We start from the raw sequence: 20,142 nt of genomic DNA, 5'->3' as shown, positions 1-20,142 counted from the left end.
GGGTGCGGGTCTGACACCGCGGTGTCAGACCCGCACCGCCCGGGCGAACCAGCCGAAGTCGAAGTGGTCGCGGACCGCCGTGATCCGGGCGTCCCGGAACTCGACAACCGCATGGCAGGGCAGTGTCCGCACTCTGCCGTCGCGGAACCGGACGTGGTCGAGACGCTCGACGAAGACCAGGTCACCCGCCGCCGCCATGGAGACGATGTCGATGTCGACGCCGGAGAAGACCCGGTCCGTCCACTGTGCCCACAGTTCGCGGATCTCGGCCGCGCCCCGGCGCGGCGGTCCCGAACCGTCGGGAACATTGTCGAAGACCCCGTCCGGCCACCACCACCGGGCCATGTCTTCCGGGTCCGGTTCCGCCCAGTCCCGGAAGAACGCGCGGGCAGCCAGGGCGGCGTGGCCGTCCGGCTCGCGGCCGGGTCCCGGGTGGCCGACGAGGTCCGCACCGTGCGGCGCCACCAGGTCCGCGCCTTCGTCCTCCGCCGGCGCGCCCCGTCCTTCGCCGAGCCGGCGGTGGAAGGTGGCACGGTCGTAGTACACCCGCGCGCGCTTGAGGCGGCCGTCGTCGACGACGTAGGTTCCGGTGCACTCGATGGTGGCGATGGAGCCGTCGGCCATCGTCACCTCGTCGCGATGCTCCACGTGGACGGCCTGCCCGCGTACCGCGAGGTTGCCGACGCACGCGACGATCCGCGTGGCACCGGGCCAGCGGCCGCGGATGGCTTCGATCGCCGGCTGGGGCGCCTTTATCACGTCCTGCACCACGGCGTCGTCGTGCAGGCAGGTTCTGATCGTCTCCGTGCGGCGCAGGTCGGCGAGGCTCGCCAGGAACTTCTCGACGACGACGGCCTGGTCCCGCGGCGCCACGCTCACTCCACGAGACCGATAGCACCCTGCGGGCACGACGCCACGGCCTCCTGCGCGATCGCTTCCCGCTCCGGCGGAACTGTCGTCCCGTCTGCTGCCGAGTCCCCCTCGTCACCGTCTGCCCTTGTGTCGAGTGACCGGACAGCGATTGAGGATACTGTAATCCGGAAGATTACTGGCGGAAAAAAGGACACTCTTGTACTGTGCTGTGACCGGCGTCGCTCAAGGGAGAGTGAAGTGTCCACCACTGCAACCGCTGCACCGGGCCCCGCCGCGTGGGCCACATACCGCGAGCTCGATCTCGACGCGGAGTACGAGAAGGCGCTGAAAACGACCGACGACGCGCTCCGCGATCCACATCCGATCTACGACGAACTGCGCGCGCAGGGCTCGGTCTACCGGGGTGACGTACTCACCGACGTGTTCAAGCTGCCGTACTCGATGGCGAACATGGTGGGCGACCGGGAGGTCTTCACCTTCCTCAGCCACGACGCATGCGCGCAGGCCTACCGCCACCCGGAGATCTTCAGCTCGACCGTCCTGCAGGAAACCGTCGGGCGCGTCCAGGGGAACAGCCTCATCACGTTCGACCCGCCCGAGCACACCCGGCTGCGCCGGCTGCTGACGGAGGCCTTCAACAGGAAGCAGTTCGCCCGCTGGCGCGACGAGATCGTCGACCCGGTTGTCCAGGAGGTCTTCGCCCAGTTCGCCCACCGTGGTTCAGCGGACCTGATGCGGGAGTTCGCACTCTGGCTGCCCATCCGGGTCGTGCACGAGATCATCGGCCTCGACGCCGGGCTGCTCGAGGAGTTCACCCGGCTCGCCGTCGGGCTCCAGCTCGTCAAGACCCGCCCCGACATCGCCGGGGCCGCGTCGAACCGTCTGGCCGAACTGTTCGGCGAGGTGATCGACCGGCGCCGACGCGAACCCGGGAACACGACCGTCGACGTGCTGATCGGCGCCCGGGTCGACGGCGAGCATTCGCTCACCGACGAGGAGATCCTGGCCTTCCTGCGCGTGCTGCTCGTGGCGGGCGGGGAAACGACCACCCGTGGTCTCGGCTCGCTCCTGGTCGGCCTGCTCAACGACCCCCAGCAGCTCGACCTGCTGCGTCAGGACCGCACCCTGCTGCCGCAGGCGGTCGAAGAGGCTCTTCGCTGGGAGTCCCCCACCCAGTTCAACTACCGCCTCACCAAGGCCGACGTGGAAATCGACGGCGTGCACATCCCGGCGGGCTCGGGCATCAACCTGTGCGTCGGCGCGGCGAACCGGGATCCGATGCGCTATGAGGACCCGCACCGCTTCGACATCCGCCGCAAGCCTCGCGGCCACCTCGCTTTCGGCTTCGGAGCCCACCTCTGCATCGGCATGCACGTGGCCCGGACGGAGATCACGCTCGCGACGAACGCGGTGCTGGACCGGCTCCCGGGCGTGCGCCTCCCGGCCGGCCACGGCCCGCTGACCATCGAGGGCTCCACCTTCCGCAACCCGTCGACGATCCCCGTCGAGTGGGACGTCTGAGCCCCACCCCCCACCGAACCGTCGCCCGGCCGGACAGACCGGCGAAGAATGAGGAACGCAGTGCCTGGATATGACTACGACCGGATCCTGATCGGCGGCCGCTGGACCGAACCCGCGAGCCCCGAGAAGGTCGATGTCGTCTCCCCCGCGACCGAGGAGATCGTCGCGCGGATCCCCCGCGTCACCGCCGCCGACGTGGACCGAGCCGTCGACGCCGCGCGGGAGTCATGGCAGCGCCGGGAGTGGCGCGACGCCCCACCGGACGAGCGGATCACGGCGGTCCGCCGACTGGCCGACCTGCTCGCCGAGCACGCCGACGACCTGGCCCAGCGCGTCACGAGCGAAATGGGCTCTCCGATCACGATGTCGAAGGGCAGCCAGGCCGCGGCCATCGGCCTCGTCCGCTCGTTCGCCGACGCCTACGAGAAGATGACGCTCGAAGAACGTAGGCAGGGTCCGCGCGGGCCGGCCTGGATCCTGCGGGAGCCGGTCGGTGTGGTGGCGGCGATCTCGCCGTGGAACGGGCCGCTGTTCCTGTCCCTGGTCAAGGTCATCCCGGCGCTGCTGACCGGGTGTTCGGTCGTGGCCAAACCGGCGCTGGAGACCCCGCTGACCGGGTTCGTGCTCGGCGAGCTGCTCCAGCGGGCCGGCATCCCCGACGGTGTCGTGAGCATCCTGCCCGCCGACCGCGACGCCGGGCAGCACCTCGTCGCCCACCCGGGGATCGACAAGGTGACGTTCACGGGCAGCACGGCCGCGGGCCGCCGGATCGCCGCTACCTGCGGCGAGCGGCTCAAGCGGGTGAGTCTCGAGCTCGGGGGCAAGTCCGCGGCATTGGCCCTCGACGACGTCGAGGTGGACCTGCTGGTGCCGGCGCTGCTCGCCGGGTCGTTCTACAACAGTGGTCAGGCGTGCAACGCGCTGACCCGGCTGGTCGTGCACACCTCCCGCCACGACGAGGTGGTCGACGCGCTCATCGACGGGGTAAAGGGCCTCGTCGTCGGCGATCCGGCCGATCCGAAGACTCAGATCGGCCCGATGGCCTCGGCCACGCAGCGCGCACGGGTGGAGGGCTACATCGAGGCCGGACGCGCTGAGGGCGCCACGGTCGCGTGCGGCGGCGGACGACCGGCCGACCTGCCCCGCGGCTGGTATGTCGAGCCGACCGTCTTCACCGGCGTGGACAACGCCATGCGCATCGCCCAGGAGGAGATCTTCGGGCCCGTCCTGTCGGTGATCCCGTTCGACGGCGGCGACGAAGCGGCCGTCGCCATCGCCAACGACTCGGACTACGGCCTGCACGGCGCCGTGTTCACCGCCGACCCGGAGCGCGCACTCGCGGTCGCCCGGCGGGTCGAGAGCGGCACCTTCACGCTCAACGGCTACCTGACCAACACCGCCGCGCCCTTCGGCGGGCTCAAGGCCAGCGGACTCGGCCGCGAGTTCGGACCGGAAGGGCTCGGGGAGTTCCTCGAGTACCGGACGATCAACGACCCGCGCGCCTCCGCCTGAACCGCTCCCCGCATCGCGATCGGAGAAATCGTGACAGCCCACCAGGAATGGGACTACATCGTCATCGGCGCCGGCTCGGCGGGCTGCGTGCTCGCGGACCGGCTGTCGGAGTCACCGGACAACCGCGTACTGGTGCTGGAGGCGGGCGGGTCCGACCTGCACCCGATGGTGCAGCTGCCGGTCGGCCTCTACCGTATGCCGCGCGCTCTGGACTGGAACTACAGCGCCGAGCCCGACCCCTCGCTCGGCGGCCGCACCGACAAGTGGGCCGCCGGCAAGGTGCTCGGCGGCGGCAGCTCGGTCAACGGAATGATCTGGGTCCGCGGTGATCCGGCTGACTTCGACGAGTGGGAGAAGCTCGGCGCCACGGGGTGGGGATACGCGGACGTGCTGCCCTACTTCCGGCGAGCGGAGACCTACAGCGGGGGCAGCGACCGCTTCCGCGGCGGCACCGGTCCGCAGCACGTGACGCCTGTCGGCGTGCGGCACCCGCTCAACGATGCCTTCCTGATGGCCGCGACCCAGGCGGGCCTGCCGTTCAACCCGGACTACAACGGCGAACGCCAGATCGGTGCGGCGCGGACGCAGGTGTCCCAGCGCCGCGGCATCCGGTGGAGCACCGCGCGGGGTCACCTCGCGCGCGCCCGGCGGCGCCGCAACTGCACGGTCTGGACGCACGCGCAGGTCCTGCGGGTGCTCGTCGAAGGCGGACGTGCGGTCGGCGTCGAGGTCCGCCGCGGAAACAGCGTGACGCAGGTCCGCTGCCGCGGCGAGGTCGTGCTCAGCGCCGGCGCGATCGCCAGTCCCCGCCTCCTGATGCTGTCGGGGATCGGGCCGGCCGACCACCTGCGTGAGCACGGCGTCCCGGTGCTCGCGGACGTGCCCGGCGTCGGCAGCAACCTCCAGGAGCACGCCTGCGCGCCGATGTCGTTCCAGGTCAACGTTTCCAGCCTCAACCAGGAACTGCACGCGTGGGGCCTCGTCCGGCACGGGCTGGACTTCGTGCTGCGTGGACAGGGCGGCGCGACCGCCACGGCGGCCCAGGCGCTGCTGTTCGGAACCTTCTCCCCGGAGAGCACCCGCACCGATTTCGAGGTCATGTTCGCGCCGTTCGGCTTCGAGCACGGCAAGGCCAAACGGAAGAAGAAGGGCGACGGGCACGACGTCCACGCCATGCAGCTGGCGAAGGACGCGGTCGGTCGCGCCCTTCTCTGCCCGGTGCACCCCCAGGGTCGCGGCAGCATCACGTTGCGGTCCGCCGATCCCCTGGCGCCGCCCCGCATCGACCGTCCGATGTACGGCGATCCGCGCGACCTGCAGGCGATGGTCGAGGTCTTCCGCTTCATGCGGAAGGTCACGGCGGCGCCGGCATTCCGCAAGTACATCCGCGCGGAGGTCTCTCCCGGCCCTTCGGTGCGCACCGACGACGAGCTCGTCGAGGTGATCAAGCGGACCAGCTACGGCGGGCAGCACGCCAGCGGGACCTGCCGGATGGGGTCCGGTCCCGAGGCTGTCGTCAACCCCGAGCTGCGGGTGAGCGGCGTCGACGGGCTGCGCGTCGCGGACGCCTCGGTCATGCCCACGCTGCCCAGCGGGAACACCAACGCCGCGACGATCATGATCGGAGAGAAGGCCGCCGACCTGGTGCTGACCGGAACGCAGTAGCGCGTCGACTTCGTCCCCACCGAAGGGGCCTGCCCCGCCGTCCTCAGCGGACGGCGGGGCCGGTTCGTGAGTCCGGGCTCCCTCCAGCTTCCACTGGTCCATTGCTCACCCCCGAGAGCATTAAGGATACTGTTCGTGGCGATTCAGATCAGGGAGGAGCGGCCCGCCCAGTAGGCCTCGCGCAGCCGGAGCTTGTAGAGCTTGCCGTTGTCCCCGCGGGGAAGCGCGTCGACGAAGTCGACCGACTTCGGGCACTTGTAGTGGGCCAGCCGATCCCGGCACCAGCTCACGAGTGCCGCCTCGAGCTCCGGCCCGGCCGCCACACCGGGCCGGGGCACCACCACGGCCTTGACCTGCTCGCCGAACTCGGGATCCGGCACTCCGATGACGGCGACGTCGTCCACCGCCTCGTGGGTGGCGAGGACGTTCTCCGCCTCCTGCGGGTAGATGTTGACCCCACCCGAGATGATCATGTGCGAGCTGCGGTCGGTCAGGTAGAGGTATCCCTCGGAGTCGAGGTATCCCATGTCCCCGGTGGTCGACCAGGCGCCGAGCCGCGAGGCCCGGGTCTTGTCCGGGTCGTTGTGGTACTCGAACACCTCACCGGTCGTGGACTCGAAGTAGACCAGCCCGACCTCACCCGGCGGCTGCTCGATTCCGTCCGCGTCCACGACGTGCGGGATCCCGAAGACGGCCTTGCCGACCGACCCCTTGTGGCGCAACCATTCCCCGGTGGTGATGGACGTGCTCCCGTTGCCCTCGGTGGCGGCGAAGTACTCGAACACGATCGGCCCCCACCAGTCGATCATCGCCTCCTTCACCGCGATCGGGCAGGGCGCGGCGGCGTGGATGGCCGAGGTCAGGCTGGACAGGTCGAAGGCCCTCCGTGTCTCCTCCGGCAGCCGCAGCAACCGGACGAACATCGTCGGCACGAGCTGGGTCGAGGTGATCCGGTACCGCTGCACGGTTTCGAGGAACGCGCGTGGGTCGAACTTCTCCATCACGTAGGCGGTCGCGCCGAGCCGGTGCATAGCCGTCGTCCACCACAAGCCGGCGCCGTGGTAGAGCGGCGCGGGACAGAGGTAGCGGGTGTCACCGGTCCACCCGTAGAGCCGCGCCTGGGTGGTCAGCCACGGATCGGTGGCCTCGAGCGATCCGGACGGCAGTGGCCGCTTGACACCCTTGGGCGCTCCGGTAGTGCCTGAGGAGTAGAGCATCCGGCAGCCGGGTGACTCGTCGGCCACCGGCGTGGCCGGATATCGGCGCAGCACCTCGTCGTAGGACTCGTACCCGTCGATGGCACCGCCGGTGGCCAGCAGCAGCCGCAGTCCTGGCGCGCGCTCGGCGACCTGCTCCGCGACGTCGCGGAACCGCGCGGAGGCGACCAGCACCACGGCACCGGAGTCCCGGACGACGTAGGCGACCTCGTCGGCGGTGAAGCGGGTGTTGACAGGGGTGTAGTAGCAGCCGGCGCGATACGCGCCCCAGGCGACTTCGAAGACGCGGGGCGAGTTGTCCAGCAGGTAGGCGATGTGCGTGCCGCGGGTGGCGCCCGCGGCCCGCAGCGCGTGGGCGAAGCGGGTGGACCGCTCGTCCAGCTGCCGGTAGGTCAGGGTCTCGCCGGTCCCGGCCATGACGACGGCGGGCCGGTCGGGCCGCTCCGCGGCCCACGTCGACAGGAACGCTTGGCGCGGGCCGGCCGCCGTCGGCGTCACGCCCGCTCGCCTCCCCAGCCGACCAGCTCCAGGACCTCGCGCACCCCGACCTTCATCGTGGCGTTGCGTGGCAACTCCGGCACCGCGGTCACCCGCACCGGGACCTTGTAGGCCTCCAGCCGGGTGCGGACCCAGTCGCGCAGTTCGTCCTCCGACGGGAGGCCGGCTTCGCCCGAGGGCGTGACCAGGGCGACCGGGACGGCGCCGAGGCGGCGATCCGGCGCCCCGACCACCACGGCCGACCCGACCCCGGGGTGGGCGGTGAGCACCTCGGCGACCTCGGACGCGCCGACCTTGAAACCCCCGCGGTTGATGACGTCGTCGGTGCGCCCCTCGATGAACAGGAAGCCGTCCGCGTCGATGCGGGCCAGGTCGCTGGTCCGGATCCAGTCCTCGGTGCGGGAACCGGCGCTCTGCTTCGAGCGCACCTCCAGCACGCCGATGGCGTTCACAGGCAGGGGCGTGTCGTCCTCGGGCGACACGACGCGCAGATCCACACCCGGGTGCGCCCGCCCGACACTGCCCCGCTTGGTGGGGCCGAACTTCTTGTAGTCGCGCAGCGTCCAGCTGGCCACGCCCTGGAATTCGGTGGCCCCGTAGGCCTGGATGACCGGGATGTCGTAGGTGCGGGAGAACTCGTCGGCGAGCGCCGGATCCAGCGGGGCGGTACCGGCCCGCACCGCCCGCAGGGAGGTGAGGTGGTCCGCCGGGATCTTGGCGTCGAGCACCATCCGGAGCGCCGCGGGCGGCATGCCCGACACGGCGATCTTGTGGTCGCGGACCGCAGTCGCCCACGCCCACGGCTCGAAGCGGTCCAGCAGCACCATCCGCCTGCCTTCGACGGCCATCACGCACAGGGCGAGCAGAGCGCTGGTGTGGCCCAGAGGGAGCATCTGGACCGCCACGCCCGGGCGCAACGCGGCCGGCGTCTCCTCATCGCCCGAGCCGTAGTGCTTGAGCACGCCGGTGACCGAGGCGTCGATGTTGGAGTAGGTCATCGCGATGCGCTTGGGCGGACCGGTGGTGCCGCTCGTCTGCAGGCTGATCGCGACGTCGGGTTCACCCTCCACGGGCGGCGGCGAGCCCGCCGGGCGGGCGACGACTTCGTCCACTCCGGACAGATCGTCGCCGATCCGGAGTCCGGTGGCGCCGATCCCGGCGACGCAGTCGGTGAGGCCCGCGCGCGTCCAGTCCTCCGCGCAGGCGATCACCGCGGCCGGCCGCAGGTGGTTCAGCTCCGCCAGCACGGCGGTGTCCGGGTGCATGCCGTTGATCGTGAGGCAGTGCCGCCGCGCGGCCAGCAGCCCGAGGATCGCGGCGACGACGCCGGGCCGGTTGCGGGTGATCAGCGCGATCGGCGTGGACCGCGGCACCCCGGCGAGGCGTTCCTCGATCGAGTGGGCGACGGCGCGCACCTCACCCCAGGTGCTCCACCGTCCTTCGTACTGCACGACGGGGACCGCGGGATCCAGGGCCATCACTTCGCCGATCCGAGCGGACACGTCCACGGCGACCTCCTCACTCGACACACTCAGTGCGATTTAGAGTATACTCATCTCGTGGCAGACGACGATTCCCACGCCTACCTCCCACTCGCCGGGGTGCGCGTGCTGGACCTGGCCAAGCTGATCCCCGGTGACCTCGCCACCCGCGTGCTCGCGGACCTCGGCGCCGACGTCGTGAAGGTCGAGATGCCGGGCAGCGGTGACTACCTGCGCCGCATCCCGCCGATGGAGGGCGACCAGTCCTTCCACCACCTGGCGCTCAACCGGGGCAAGCGCAGCATCGCCCTCGACCTCCGCCACGACGAAGACCGCGAGACGTTCTTCCGCCTGGCCGACAAGGCCGACGCGATCGTCGAGGTGTCCCAGCCCGGGCGGTTCTTCGAGATGGGCATCGACTTCGCGGAGATGCGGCGCCGCCGTCCCGAACTCGTCATCTGCTCGATCTCCGGCTTCGGCCAGACGGGCCCACTGGCGACGCTGCCCTCGCACGGCTACAGCATGGACGCGCTCGCCGGCACGGCCATCGTGCGGCGCGAGCCGGACCGCACCCACTTCGCCGACGGCGGACCGGTTTCCAGCATCAGTGGCGAGGGCGGCGCCAATACGGCCGCCACCGCCACCATCGCCGCCCTGTTCGCTTCACGGACGACCGGCCGCGGCGCCTGGATCGACATCTCCTGCTGGGATGCGGCGGCCGAGATGAGCCGCGCGGCGATCGCCTACCGCGCCACCCGGAACGCGCCGCGGCCCAACGAGATGGGCGAATGGTCCCTGTACGCGATCTACCGCTCCTCGGACAACCGCGACGTCGTCCTGTGCGCGATCGAGCAGAAGTTCTTCGAGCAGTTCTGCCGGGGACTCGGCCGCGAGGACCTGCTGGAACGCTGGTCCGCCGCCGGCGGGAACGCCGTGGACTACGGGGATCTGACGCTGCGGGACGAGCTCGACAAGATCTTCCGTTCGGCGACGGCCGAGGAGTGGCTGCAGCGCTTCATCGACTGGGACGTGCCCGGCGGGATCGTCCAGACACCGGACGACCTGGCGGGATCGGAGCACACCGATGCTCGGGGGCTGCTCGAGCGGAACTGGCGCGGCACCGTGCCCAACGTCCTGTCCCCGATCCGCTGGATGGACAGCGGCACGCGGCCAGGGCAAGGTGCCCGGCCGTGCTCCGAGGTCGGCGCGGACACCGCCACGGTGCTCCACGACTGGCTCGGTGAGTGAGAGAGGCTGAACCATGACCGACACCGGAGTCGAGTACCGCCGCGAGGGGACCAGCGGGCTCATCGTGCTGGACTCACCCAACCGCAACGCCCTCACCCCCGAGTTCGCCGACGCGGTCGTCGATGGCCTGGAACAGGCCGAGGGCGACCCCGAGGTGACCGCCCTCGTGCTCGCGTCGGCAGGGCCCAGTTTCTGCAGTGGTGCCGACCTCGGCATGCTCACGCGGGTGGGCGCCGATCCGCTCGCGGACGAAAACTTCGCCGGCATCGGCCGGATCTACGGGATGTTCGAGCGATTGCGCGAGGCTCGGATCCCGACCGTGGCCGCCGTCAACGGCACGCTGGTGGGGGCCGGGCTGAATCTGCCGCTCGCCTGTGACCTGCGCATCGTGTCCGACGACCTGAGGCTGATCGGGTTCGGCCGCGCCGGCGTGCACCCCGGCGGCGGTCACCTGGCGATGCTCGCCCGGCACGTCCATGGCGGGGCGGGCGCGGCGATCGCGTTGTTCAATCAGGAGATGCGTGCAGAACAGGCGCTGGCCACGGGCTTCGCCTGGCAGGTCGTCCCCCGCGAGGAGCTGCTGACCACAGCGCTGGACATCGCGGCGTCGGCCGGCAGTGACGGCGACCTCACGCGTGCGGTGACGCGAACCTATCGCGCGGTCGACGAGGATCGCCCCACACCACGTGGCGCGGTCTTGATGGAGCGGGCGCCCCAGGTGTGGAGCATGCAACGCCGTCTCCGACGAACCTGAGCAAGCGACGAACCGAGGGAGGGCGGCCAGTCCGGCCGCTCTCCCTCGGTTCCGTGTTTCCGTCCGGCATCACACGGCCGTGAGCGCGTCCGCGGCCCGGGCCCGTAGCCACGAGGCGCTGCCGAGCAGGGCCTCGTTCAGCTGGGCGCGTTTGAAGAACAGATGGCAGTCGTGCTCCCACGTGTAGCCGATACCGCCGTGCACCTGGATCGCCTCCCCGGCCACCTCGGTGTAGGCATCGAGCACGAACGACGCCGCCAGCGCCAGCCCGCGTTCGTCGTCCGCGCCGGCGGCTCTCGCCGCACCCTCGGCCGCGGCCGCCGCGCCCTCTACGAGCACGTACATGTCCGCGAGCTTGTGCTTCACCGCCTGGAACGAACCGATGGGACGGTTGAACTGCACACGGTCCTTGGCGTACTGGACCGCCATCTCGTGCACCCGGCGCGCGCCGCCTGCTGCGTCCGCCGCCAGCGCTGCCGCGCCGTGCCGGCACACCGCGTCCAGCAACGCCACCGCGGAGTCACCCTCGGCCAGCACATCGGTGCGCGGCACGGAAACCCCGGTCAGTCGCACGGTGCTCAGCCGGCGCGTCCGATCGTGCACTACCACCCGTTCGGCCACGACGGCGTCCGGCGCAACGACAGCGACGACCGGCCCGTGCTCTCCCCACGCCGCGACCGCCAGCACCTCGGCGATCTCGACGTCGGGCACGAAACCAGCCGTCCCGTCGAGCACGAGGTGGTCGCCCGACACCGTCGCCCGCACGTCCAGCCGGTCGACGCCGGGAACACCGTCGGCACCCGTCACGGCAACCGTGCCGACCGCCCCCTCCGCCAGCCGGGGCAGCCAAGCGGCCGCCACGGGCGCACCGCCCGCCCGGGCGAAGGCGGTGGTCGCGAGCACGGCACTGGAGAGGAATGGAACCGGCGCCAGCGCCCGTCCCAGTTCCTCCGCGACGACGGCGATGGCCTCCGGCCCCGCCCCGATTCCGCCGAACTCCTCGGGCACGGTCATCGCCGCGACCCCCAGATCCCGCGCCAGCGCCGACCACAGGTCCAGGTCGGCCCCGGGACCGGACTCCGCGACCTCCCGCACCCGCGCCGGAGGGCTGCGCCGTTCCATCATCGCGCGCAGGCTCGCGCGCAGGTCGGACAGTTCCTCACGAGTGGTCGTCATCGTGGCTCCCGGGGAAGGCCGAGCACGCGCTCGCCGATGATGTTGCGCTGGATTTCGTTGCTGCCGGCAGCGATCGTCCAGGTCCACGATCTGATGTGGTCGAGCATCCAGTCGCCGGAGGTATAGCTCAGGTCGTTCTTGCGCCGCGGGTCGACGTGGGCCGCCAGGCCGTTGCTGCGCACCCCGAACGCAGTGAGCCGCTGGAGTAGCCGGCTGAAGTAGAGCTTGAGGATCGAACCCCGCGCACCAGGGTCGCGACCCGCGCTGATGTCGCCGAGGACCCGGTCGTTGATCAGGCCCAGCACCTCGACCTCACCGGCGAACGCGGCGAGACGCTGCCGGAACTCCGAGTCCTCCACCAGCGGCCCTCCGTCGGCGGCGCGCAGCCTGCGCGCCTGCCGGACCAGCAGTGCGAGCAGTTCCTCGAGCCCGGCGTGCAGCTCGACCATCTGCGCATAGCGCTCGGTGGCCAGAGTGGTCTGGGCCAGCCGCCAGCCGTCGTTCTCCTTGCCGACCAGCATCGACGCCGGGATCCGCACGTCGGTGAGGAACACCTCGGCGAACTCGTGCGCGCCGGTGGCCTGACGGATCGGGCGGACCTCGACGCCGGGCGCCCGCATGTCGAGGATGAACAAACTGATGCCGCGGTGCTTCGGCGCGTCCGGGTCGGTCCGGGCGAGCAGGAGACCCCAGCGGGCGTAGAGCCCCATGCTCGACCAGATCTTCTGCCCGTTCACGACGTAGGAGTCGCCTTCGCGCACCGCTCTGGTGCGCAGCGAAGCCAGGTCGGATCCGGCGCCCGGCTCGGAGAACCCCTGGCACCACACATCTCCGTCGAGGATCCCGTCCAGGAGCTTCTGCTGTTCCGGGCTGCCATGCTCCATCAGGGTCGCCGCCGCGTGCCCCAGCGAGATCGCGAGGTACCGCGGGCGCGGCGCCCCGGCGCGGCTCATCTCCTGCTGCAGAACCACCTGCTGGGCGAGCCCGGTCCCGGCACCGCCGAACCGCTCGGGCCACTGCGGCACGAGCAGGCCGGCGGAGTGCAGTTCGCGAGCCCAGGCCCGGTAGAACTCGAGCACCTCGGCTTCGTCGGCGTAGGGCAGCTTCTCCGCCCAGTCCTCGGGAGCGTGCTCGGCCAGCCATGCGCGCACGCGGGCCCGGTAGGCCGCGAGCTCGGCGTCCTCAGCCGGCGCTTTGACGGTCATGCCGTCTCCTTTCCGGTCACCTCGAGGATGCCGTTGGTCAGCACGTCGGCGTCGCGGTCGTCGACCCGGGCGACGATCCGCACGATCACACCCTCCCGCCAGCAACGGACGGTGATCGTCTCGCCGGGGAAGACAACCCCGGCGAACCTGGCCCGGAAGCGGCGCACCTGCGCGGTATCTCCGTCGAGCACCCCGTCGACCGCGGCCTTGCACACGATCCCGAAAGTGCACAGGCCGTGCAGGATGGGCCGGTCGAAACCCGCCTTCGCCGCGATCCGCGGATCGCTGTGCACGGGGTTGACGTCCCCGTTGAGCCGGTACAGCAAAGCCTGCTGAGGCAGGGTCGGCACCGCCGCCACCACGTCCGGCACCCGCTGCGGCACCGGCCCGCCCTCGGCCGGCGGGCTCTTCGGCCCGCCGAAGCCGCCGGCTCCGCGCATGAACAACGAGAACCGGTTGACGAACAGCGGACGGCCGTCCTCCGAAGTGGACGTCGCTTCCAGGACCGTCAGCGCGGCGCTGCCCTTGTCGTAGACCGCCGCGACCCGGCCCTCGGTGGATACCGTCGCGGCCGCGGGCAACGGCTCGAACAGCTCGATCTCGTGCTCGCCATGCAGCATCTTCGTGTGGTCGAACTCCAGGCCCGGCACGTCCGTCAGCCCGCGAACCCCCTCGGAGCCCGGAATCACCGCGTAGCTGGGCAAGACCCGCAACCGGTCCTCGAGCACATACGCCAGCTCGCGCTCGGCGCGCGGGTCCGCACCCGCGCCCAGACCGAGTTGGTAGAGCACGACCTCGCGCTCGGACCACGTGGTCTTCGCGCTGCCGGCCCTCGCGCCGACCGCCCTGTTCACGTCGATAGCCATCGTCGGCCACCACTCCTCTGCTGCTACGTCTGTGGAATGCCCTCGAAGCGGCTAGCGGCGTTCGCCCCGCACGATTGCGGCGGCGTCGGCGAGCAGCCTCGGCACCATCTCCCCGAACTCCAAGTGGCGGGCGATGTCGCTTTCGGACCGCAGCGCCTTGGCGTACGAGCCTTCGAGGATGCAGGCAAGCTTGAACAGGGCCAGCACCTGGTAGTAGCCGACGGCGTCGAGATCACGGCTGGAGGTACACGCGTACCGGTCGAGGATCTCCACCCTGGACGGCATGCCCGGTTCCTGGGTGATCCACGGGGCGTCCCCGGACACGGCGGAGCGCTCCCCCGCCTCGGCCCAGAGCCCGAGCACCCACCCGAGGTCGACGAGCGGATCACCGATGGTGGCCTGTTCCCAGTCGACCACCGCGGCCACCCCGCCACCCGGCTCGGGTGCGAACAGCACGTTGAGGAACTGGTAGTCCCCGTGCAGCAGGCCGGGCGCCTGGTCCGGGGGCTGGTTGGCTCGCAACCACGACGTGACGCGCTCCAGGTGCGGTAGTGGCCGGTTCCGGTAACCCTCCAGCTGGGACAGCCACCGGTCGACCTGGCGGGACAGAAAACCGTCCGGCCTGCCGAAGCCCTCCAGCCCGGCGGACCGCCAGTCGACCTCGCCAATCGCCGCCAGCGTGTCCACATAGGACATCACCAGCGTGCGCAGGGCAGCGGGATCCAGCGGGTAGGGCGGGTCGAGCGGCAGCTCGAGGTGGAACCCGCGCACCCGTTGCAGCACCATGAACGGCACACCGAGCAGACCGGTGTCGGTGCACAGGTCGTTGGCGGCCGGGTGCGGGACACCGGTGCCCTCCAGCGCACGCAGCACGCGGTACTCGCGCCCGACGTCGTGCGCGGACTTCGACGTCTTCACCCGCGGCGGGGCGCGCAGGATAATCTCTTCACCGCCGGTGTCGCGCAAGACGTACATCGTGTTCGATGCTCCGGCGGTCAGCCGCGTGGCGGCGTCCACCCGGAACGGCCGGCCGAGAACCTTCGCCAGGTACTCCTCCAGCGCCGCAACGGGCAGTTCGTCCCGGCCGACCTCGCGCTGCCCGGATCCGACGGTGGCGTGACCGCTCACGTGCTGCTCCCCACGTTCTCGCGCGCCGGCGCGGCCAGGCCGGCCACCATCTCCGTCAGCTCCGGCCACGGCGGCGCCGCCGGACCGCCGTCAGGCCCCACGACCGCCAGGACGGCCGAGGTCACCCCGGCGTCCAGATAGGACCGCAGCCGGCCACGGCATACCGCGGGGTCACCGTGCACGACGAGGTCGTCGATCACCTCGTCGGGCACACGCCGCGCCGCCTCCGCCCGGTCGCCAGCCGCCCAGGCACTCCACATCGGCTCGAGCAGCTCGGCCCGGCCGAGCCGGCGCTGGAAGGCCGCGTACGTCGGCACACTCAGGTAACCGGCGAACAGCGGGCGCAGACCGTCCCGCAACCGCTGCGGGTCGCCGGTCGGGCAGACCATGATCCGGCACACGACCTCGCTGTCCCTCCGTCCGCCGACGAGACCGCCCACATCGGCCGGTGACAGCCAATTGACCACCACACCGTCGGCGTGGTCCAGGCCCAGCTCGACCATGCGCGGCCCGAGCGCCGCCATCAGCACCGGTGGCGGCTGCTCGGGAGCCCGGGCCAGCCGGAAACCACGGGTGGTGAGGGTCTCGAACGGTCCCCGCACGATGCCGCCTGCGAAGGCCTGCCGCAGGAACGTCACGGTGTCGCGGGCCCGCGCCACCCGCCGGTCGAACGGGATCCCGTTCCACCCCTGCACCATCGGCAACGACGAGGATCCGATCCCGATCGCGGTCCGGCCAGGGGCGAGCTCGGCCAGTGCCGCGGCGGACTGCGCGAGCAGCGCGGGACCGCGGGTGAGATATCCCGCGACCCCGGTGCCCAGCCGCACCGGCCGTCCGGCCGTCGCGGCAACGGCGAGCGAGGTGAAGGCGTCCGTGCCGTTGGACTCCGATGACCAGAACTCGGTGATCCCCGCATCCGCCGCCGTCGCGACGACGCGGGGCAGCCCGGCGAGGCCACCACCCGCGGTGGGGATGGTCAGGCCGATCGCGCGCCGCGCCGCCGCCACCTCATTCACCCCGCGCGCCGAAGTCCCAGCCGTCGCCCTCGCGGTACGAACGCAGGATCGCGCGGGCGACGCGCTGCTTGTGCGCCTCGTCCGGTCCGTCGACGATCCGCCCGTAGCGCGCCTCGCGGAACATCAGTTCCAGCGGCAACCGGTCGGTCAGCCCCTCGGCGCCGTGCACCTGCATGGCCCGGTCCAGGACCTCGTTGACCATCTTCGCGCACGACACCTTGACGGCCGACAGCTCGACGCGGGCCTGCTGCCCACGATCGACCTTGGCGGCCGCGTCGAGCACCAGGTAGCGGTTGGCGGCGATCTGGTGGTAGGAGTCGAAGATCCACTCCTGCACGAACTGCTTGTCCCCGAGCGGCGCTCCGCCGAGCATGCGCTCGTTCGCCCGGGCACACAGGTAGTCGAAGGCCCGCTGCGCGACACCCAGCCAGCGCATGCAGTGGTAGATGCGACCCGGGCCGAGGCGCTGCTGCGCCAGCACGAAGCCGTCGCCGCGCCCGCCGATGAGGTTCTCCTTCGGGACTCGGACGTCGTCCAGCTCGACCTCGTAGTGCCCGGACAGCACCGAGCGCAGACCCATCACCTGCAGCTCCTCGCCCACCGTGTACCCGGGGGTGCCGGTGGGCACGAGGATCATGCTGAACTGCCGGTGCGGCGGCGCGTCCGGATCGGTCTTGGCCATCACGATGGTCACCGCGGCCCGGTCGGCGGCACTGATGAACCACTTGCGCCCGTTGAGCACCCACTCGTCGCCTTCGAGCCGTGCCGTGGTCTGCAGCCCTGTCGGGTCCGCGCTCGCCACCCCCGGCTCGGTAACCGCGAAGGCGATCCGCAGTTCACCCATGGTTGCCGGCCGCACCCAGCGCTCACGCTGCTCCTCGGTGGCCACCGGGTCGAGCATGACGACCGTCTGCAGGGAAACCGTGCCCAGCGCCTGCTGGGCCGGTTCGCACCGGCCGATCACCTCGTTGACGTAGGCATAGTCCAACATGGACAGACCGCCACCGCCGAGGTGCGCTGGATGACCGATGGCGTAAAGGCCCTCTGCCTTCGCCTTGTCCTCGATCTCCTTCAGCAGGGTCCGCGCGGGCGGGCCGCCGTGGCCGAGCTCGAGCTCGACCGGGATCAGGTGGTCGTCGATGAACCGGGCCGCCCGGTCACGGATCGGACGGACGCTCTCGGGGATGGTGAACAAGCGAAGGTCTCCGGATCTCTCAGTGCCCGCTCAGATCGAGCAGGGTCAAGGAGTGGGTACCGCCGCGAGCACTGACGTCGGGCACGAGCAACGCGGGCTCGCCGTCGAGCGCCCTGGGGTAGCAGACGTTGATGTCGGCGGGACTGCCGATCGCGTCCGCGCCCTCGAAGTCCAGCTGGGTCCGGGTGCCGTCGGGGCGCAGCACGTAGATCTCGGCGAGCGCCGGGTTACTGACCACCACCGAACCACGCCGGGTCACCGAGATGCCGTCGAGGAAGCCGCCGGGCGGGCCGCCGAGATCACGGAAGCGGGGTTCCGGCTGCTTGCCGGACGCGAAGTCCTCGGGCAGCAACTGGTACGCCCCGCCACCGACCGGGCACTGCGCCTCGCAGCTCACCGCCCACACCGAACCGTCCACCGGGGACACAGTCACCCCGTTCACCCAGCCTGGCATCATGACCACCCGCTGGATCGTGCCCGCCGCGGAGGCGTCGCCGGCGGCGATCGCGTCAAGCGAGGAATGCGGGATCCGGTAGACCGCGGCGTCCACCGGTGGCGGCAACGCGCCCGCGGGGTTGGTGTTGGGAATGTCGGACACGTAGACGTCCCCATCGAGGCCCACGGCGAGGCCGTTCGGCTGTTCGAAAGCGTTGAACGCGCCGGCGACGACCGACCCCTCCCACAGCGGCAGCGGCGGGAGTTTCTCCCCCGTCAGCGGGTTGTAGGCCAAAACCTGCTGCCGGACCTCTTCTCCGTTCGGCAGGACGGTCTCGCCGTCCGCCGTGACCGGCTTGCCGCCGGAGGCGGCGAATACGGTGCCGGCGGGATAGGTGGCGGTCCCCTGCCGCAACACGTCCGTGCCCAGGGTCCCGGTCAGTCCCTCGATCAGCCGCTCGGCGACCGGCTCCAGCCCCGTCCCGGTGGACCGGACCGTGCTGACGTAGGACTCACCCTGCCGGTAGGTCAGCCCCCTGCCGCCTCGGAAGGACGGCACGAGCGTGATCGCCGCGTTCGAGACGACGATCGTTTCCCCGTCGGGCAGCATCTCCGCGCTCTCCGGGTTGGTGAACCCGTCGATCCTGCCCAGAACACCGACTTTGGTCAGCTCCGACACGCCTGGCTCCTCTCGTTGACGGGTTCACCGGGCGCCGGCTCGCAGCGGAACGTCCCGCCTGCCGCTCGACACCTGTCCCGGATAGCCACCGCCCCCGTGCTCGGCGTCGACACGGTCGCGGTCCACCTGCCCGTTGGCCTGCTTCGGCAACGCATCGACGAACACGACCACCCGCGGCTTCTTGTACGAGGCGATCGACCTCCGGCAGTGCTCGACGAGCTCCTCGGCCGTGACGGTGCTGCCCTCGGCTCGCACGACCACGGCCTTGACCGACTGGGTCCAGCGCTCGTCCGGCACCCCGATGACGCAGGCCGCGGCGACACCGGGGTGCGCGGTGAGGCAACGTTCGACCTCGAACGGGTAGATGTTCTCCGAGGCGGACTTGATCATCCGCAGCTTCGGCCCGACGAACTGGATCGAGCCGTCCGGGGCGCGCTTGCCCAGGTCGCCGGTGTAGTGCCAGCCACCGCGCCGGCGCTGCGCGTTGAGTTCGTCGCGGTGCAGGTAACCGGTCATGACGACCGGTCCGCGGCAGATGATCTCGCCCGTCTCGCCGTCGGGCACGTCCGCGCCGGTGTCGTCCACGATCCGCACCTGGCTCAACGGCGCGGGCCTGCCGTAGATCGAGTCGGACTTGCGGCCGAGCCCGTAGCTGGTGATGAGGCCGGACACCTCGGACTGACCGTAACCACCCGCTCGCCCAGTGGCGGGGTTGGCGCTGGGCGTGCACATCGTCCACGTGGCGGGGTCCGGATCCGGCCACAGGCTGGTCAGGTCGAACCGGCCGCCGGCGTTGATCTCGCGGATGGCCTCGAGGGTGGGCGCCATGACGAAGGCCCGGTTGCAGCGTTCGGCCTCGATGACGGCACACATCTCCTCGGGGTCGACCCGCGCGACGATTACGTTCGTCCCGCCGTGCACGAGGGTCGCCAGCGTGGTCATGAGCGTGCCCAGGTGGAACATCGGCCCGGAGTTGAGGAACACGGTGGCATCGCTCAGTTCCGCGATGCGCCCGACGACCAGGCCCTCGATCAGTGCGGACCAGTGCGAGAGCATCGCGGCGTGGGGACGCCCCTCGAACGCCGCGGTGTAGATGCCGAGCACCGGGCTTGCGGCATCCACCTCGATGTCCGGGTCTGCCTCGTCGCCTGCCGCCAAGAACTCCTCGTAGCTGCCCGGTCCGGCGGCGTCGTGGCGCACCCACACCGAGCCGGCCGCGGTCGCGGCCTGCTCCCGGGCCGCCCGAACGGTCGCGCCGATCTCCGTGTCCTGCCAGACGACCACCCGCGCCGCGACATCGTCGATGACGACAGCGAGTTCGCCGGCCGACTGGCGCCAGTTGACCGGGACCACCGCCGCACCCAGCTTGGCGCAGGCGCCGAGCAGCTCCAGCAACCGGAACGAGTTCTGCCCCAGCCACAGGACGCGCTCGCCCGGGCCGGCACCGTGCGCGGCGAGGGCGTTGGCGAGCTTGTTGACGCGGTGGTCGAACTCCGCGTAGGACAGGCGCACGGCGTGGTCGACCGTCGCCGTCAGCCCTCCTCGGCTGCGGCGGTGTTCCCGGAGCACGTCCCCCAGCGTGATCGTCGACGCGTCTCCGAACGGCCCCATTACCGCTCCTCCCGTATGAGCATTGCTTTCAGCTCCGATCGCTAATTAGTATCCTCAAAATG

17 protein-coding genes are annotated in these 20,142 nt (G+C 71.0%); 5 read left to right on the top strand and 12 right to left on the bottom strand.

Translation table 11 applies throughout. The features are described 5' to 3' along the window. Positions 1-24: 24 nt before the first annotated feature. Both YIM_RS21785 and YIM_RS50060 read right to left on the bottom strand, forming a co-directional pair. The gene (locus YIM_RS21785; protein ID WP_194240244.1) at positions 25-873 is read right to left on the bottom strand and encodes a limonene-1,2-epoxide hydrolase family protein; all 849 of its coding nucleotides are present in this window, start codon (positions 871-873) and stop codon (positions 25-27) included. A gap of 2 nt (positions 874-875) precedes the next feature. Beyond that, complete coding sequence (locus tag YIM_RS50060; RefSeq protein ID WP_194240243.1) at positions 876-1,067, bottom strand: ferredoxin; 192 nt, start codon at positions 1,065-1,067, stop codon at positions 876-878. A 43-nt stretch (positions 1,068-1,110) separates the two neighbouring features. On the opposite strand from YIM_RS50060, the gene YIM_RS21775 reads away from it, so the two are divergent. The 3 genes from YIM_RS21775 to YIM_RS21765 are packed head-to-tail and all read left to right on the top strand — an operon-like array spanning position 1,111 to position 5,571. Continuing rightward, on the top strand, positions 1,111-2,394 hold the full coding sequence (locus tag YIM_RS21775; RefSeq protein ID WP_153032100.1) for a cytochrome P450: 1,284 nt from the start codon (positions 1,111-1,113) through the stop codon (positions 2,392-2,394). 60 nt (positions 2,395-2,454) lie between these two features. Further along, positions 2,455-3,906 (top strand): aldehyde dehydrogenase, encoded by a 1,452-nt coding sequence (locus tag YIM_RS21770; protein WP_228004884.1) that lies wholly within the window; start codon positions 2,455-2,457, stop codon positions 3,904-3,906. A 30-nt stretch (positions 3,907-3,936) separates the two neighbouring features. Beyond that, a complete protein-coding gene (locus tag YIM_RS21765) occupies positions 3,937-5,571 on the top strand; it encodes a GMC family oxidoreductase (RefSeq protein WP_153032098.1) in 1,635 nt (544 codons plus the stop codon). A 143-nt stretch (positions 5,572-5,714) separates the two neighbouring features. On the opposite strand, the gene YIM_RS21760 is transcribed toward YIM_RS21765, so the two are convergent. Continuing rightward, the gene (locus YIM_RS21760) at positions 5,715-7,286 is read right to left on the bottom strand and encodes an acyl-CoA synthetase (protein WP_228004883.1); all 1,572 of its coding nucleotides are present in this window, start codon (positions 7,284-7,286) and stop codon (positions 5,715-5,717) included. Further along, on the bottom strand, positions 7,283-8,794 hold the full coding sequence (locus YIM_RS21755) for a class I adenylate-forming enzyme family protein (RefSeq protein ID WP_194240242.1): 1,512 nt from the start codon (positions 8,792-8,794) through the stop codon (positions 7,283-7,285). The genes YIM_RS21760 and YIM_RS21755 overlap by 4 nt, the downstream gene beginning before the upstream one ends. 51 nt (positions 8,795-8,845) lie before the next feature. Between YIM_RS21755 and YIM_RS21750 the strand changes: the two genes are divergently transcribed. Both YIM_RS21750 and YIM_RS21745 read left to right on the top strand, forming a co-directional pair. Further along, positions 8,846-10,015 (top strand): CaiB/BaiF CoA-transferase family protein, encoded by a 1,170-nt coding sequence (locus YIM_RS21750; RefSeq protein WP_194240241.1) that lies wholly within the window; start codon positions 8,846-8,848, stop codon positions 10,013-10,015. 13 nt (positions 10,016-10,028) lie between these two features. Further along, complete coding sequence (locus YIM_RS21745) at positions 10,029-10,769, top strand: enoyl-CoA hydratase/isomerase family protein (RefSeq protein WP_153032095.1); 741 nt, start codon at positions 10,029-10,031, stop codon at positions 10,767-10,769. A 69-nt stretch (positions 10,770-10,838) separates the two neighbouring features. Here the strand turns inward: YIM_RS21745 and YIM_RS21740 are convergent, their stop codons facing one another. Genes YIM_RS21740 through YIM_RS21705 form a run of 8 tightly spaced genes read right to left on the bottom strand, consistent with a single transcriptional unit; the run spans position 10,839 to position 20,080 of the window. Continuing rightward, on the bottom strand, positions 10,839-11,945 hold the full coding sequence (locus YIM_RS21740; RefSeq protein ID WP_153032094.1) for an acyl-CoA dehydrogenase family protein: 1,107 nt from the start codon (positions 11,943-11,945) through the stop codon (positions 10,839-10,841). Beyond that, positions 11,942-13,150 carry an acyl-CoA dehydrogenase family protein gene (locus YIM_RS21735; protein WP_153032093.1) on the bottom strand — a complete coding sequence of 403 codons (1,209 nt, stop codon included), beginning with the start codon at positions 13,148-13,150 and terminating at the stop codon, positions 11,942-11,944. The genes YIM_RS21740 and YIM_RS21735 overlap by 4 nt, the downstream gene beginning before the upstream one ends. Beyond that, positions 13,147-14,016 carry a MaoC/PaaZ C-terminal domain-containing protein gene (locus tag YIM_RS21730; RefSeq protein ID WP_153032092.1) on the bottom strand — a complete coding sequence of 290 codons (870 nt, stop codon included), beginning with the start codon at positions 14,014-14,016 and terminating at the stop codon, positions 13,147-13,149. The genes YIM_RS21735 and YIM_RS21730 overlap by 4 nt, the downstream gene beginning before the upstream one ends. 51 nt (positions 14,017-14,067) lie before the next feature. Further along, entirely contained in the window at positions 14,068-15,144 is a 1,077-nt protein-coding gene (locus YIM_RS21725) for a phosphotransferase family protein (protein WP_153032091.1), read from the bottom strand. Continuing rightward, positions 15,141-16,151 (bottom strand): LLM class F420-dependent oxidoreductase, encoded by a 1,011-nt coding sequence (locus YIM_RS21720; RefSeq protein WP_228004882.1) that lies wholly within the window; start codon positions 16,149-16,151, stop codon positions 15,141-15,143. The genes YIM_RS21725 and YIM_RS21720 overlap by 4 nt, the downstream gene beginning before the upstream one ends. Before the next feature lies 1 nt (position 16,152). Further along, positions 16,153-17,355, bottom strand: coding sequence for an acyl-CoA dehydrogenase family protein (locus YIM_RS21715; RefSeq protein WP_153032090.1), 1,203 nt, complete (start codon positions 17,353-17,355; stop codon positions 16,153-16,155). A 19-nt stretch (positions 17,356-17,374) separates the two neighbouring features. Then, complete coding sequence (locus YIM_RS21710) at positions 17,375-18,469, bottom strand: hypothetical protein (RefSeq protein ID WP_153032089.1); 1,095 nt, start codon at positions 18,467-18,469, stop codon at positions 17,375-17,377. 24 nt (positions 18,470-18,493) lie between these two features. Next, on the bottom strand, positions 18,494-20,080 hold the full coding sequence (locus YIM_RS21705) for an AMP-binding protein (RefSeq protein WP_153032088.1): 1,587 nt from the start codon (positions 20,078-20,080) through the stop codon (positions 18,494-18,496). Positions 20,081-20,142 lie beyond the last annotated feature (62 nt).

Source organism: Amycolatopsis sp. YIM 10, from assembly GCF_009429145.1.
Lineage (GTDB): Bacteria > Actinomycetota > Actinomycetes > Mycobacteriales > Pseudonocardiaceae > Amycolatopsis.
The sequence above is the reverse complement of the archived record's forward strand: the minus strand, read 5'-3'. Positions and strand labels throughout refer to the sequence as shown.

What these genes read in the sequence shown, in the direction of transcription:
- YIM_RS21745 (WP_153032095.1), top strand. Translation starts at nt 10,029, where the DNA reads ATGACCGACACCGGAGTCGAGTACCGCCGCGAGGGGACCAGCGGGCTC.
- YIM_RS21740 (WP_153032094.1), bottom strand. Translation starts at nt 11,945, where the DNA reads ATGACGACCACTCGTGAGGAACTGTCCGACCTGCGCGCGAGCCTGCGC.
- YIM_RS21735 (WP_153032093.1), bottom strand. Translation starts at nt 13,150, where the DNA reads ATGACCGTCAAAGCGCCGGCTGAGGACGCCGAGCTCGCGGCCTACCGG.
- YIM_RS21730 (WP_153032092.1), bottom strand. Translation starts at nt 14,016, where the DNA reads ATGGCTATCGACGTGAACAGGGCGGTCGGCGCGAGGGCCGGCAGCGCG.
- YIM_RS21705 (WP_153032088.1), bottom strand. Translation starts at nt 20,080, where the DNA reads ATGGGGCCGTTCGGAGACGCGTCGACGATCACGCTGGGGGACGTGCTC.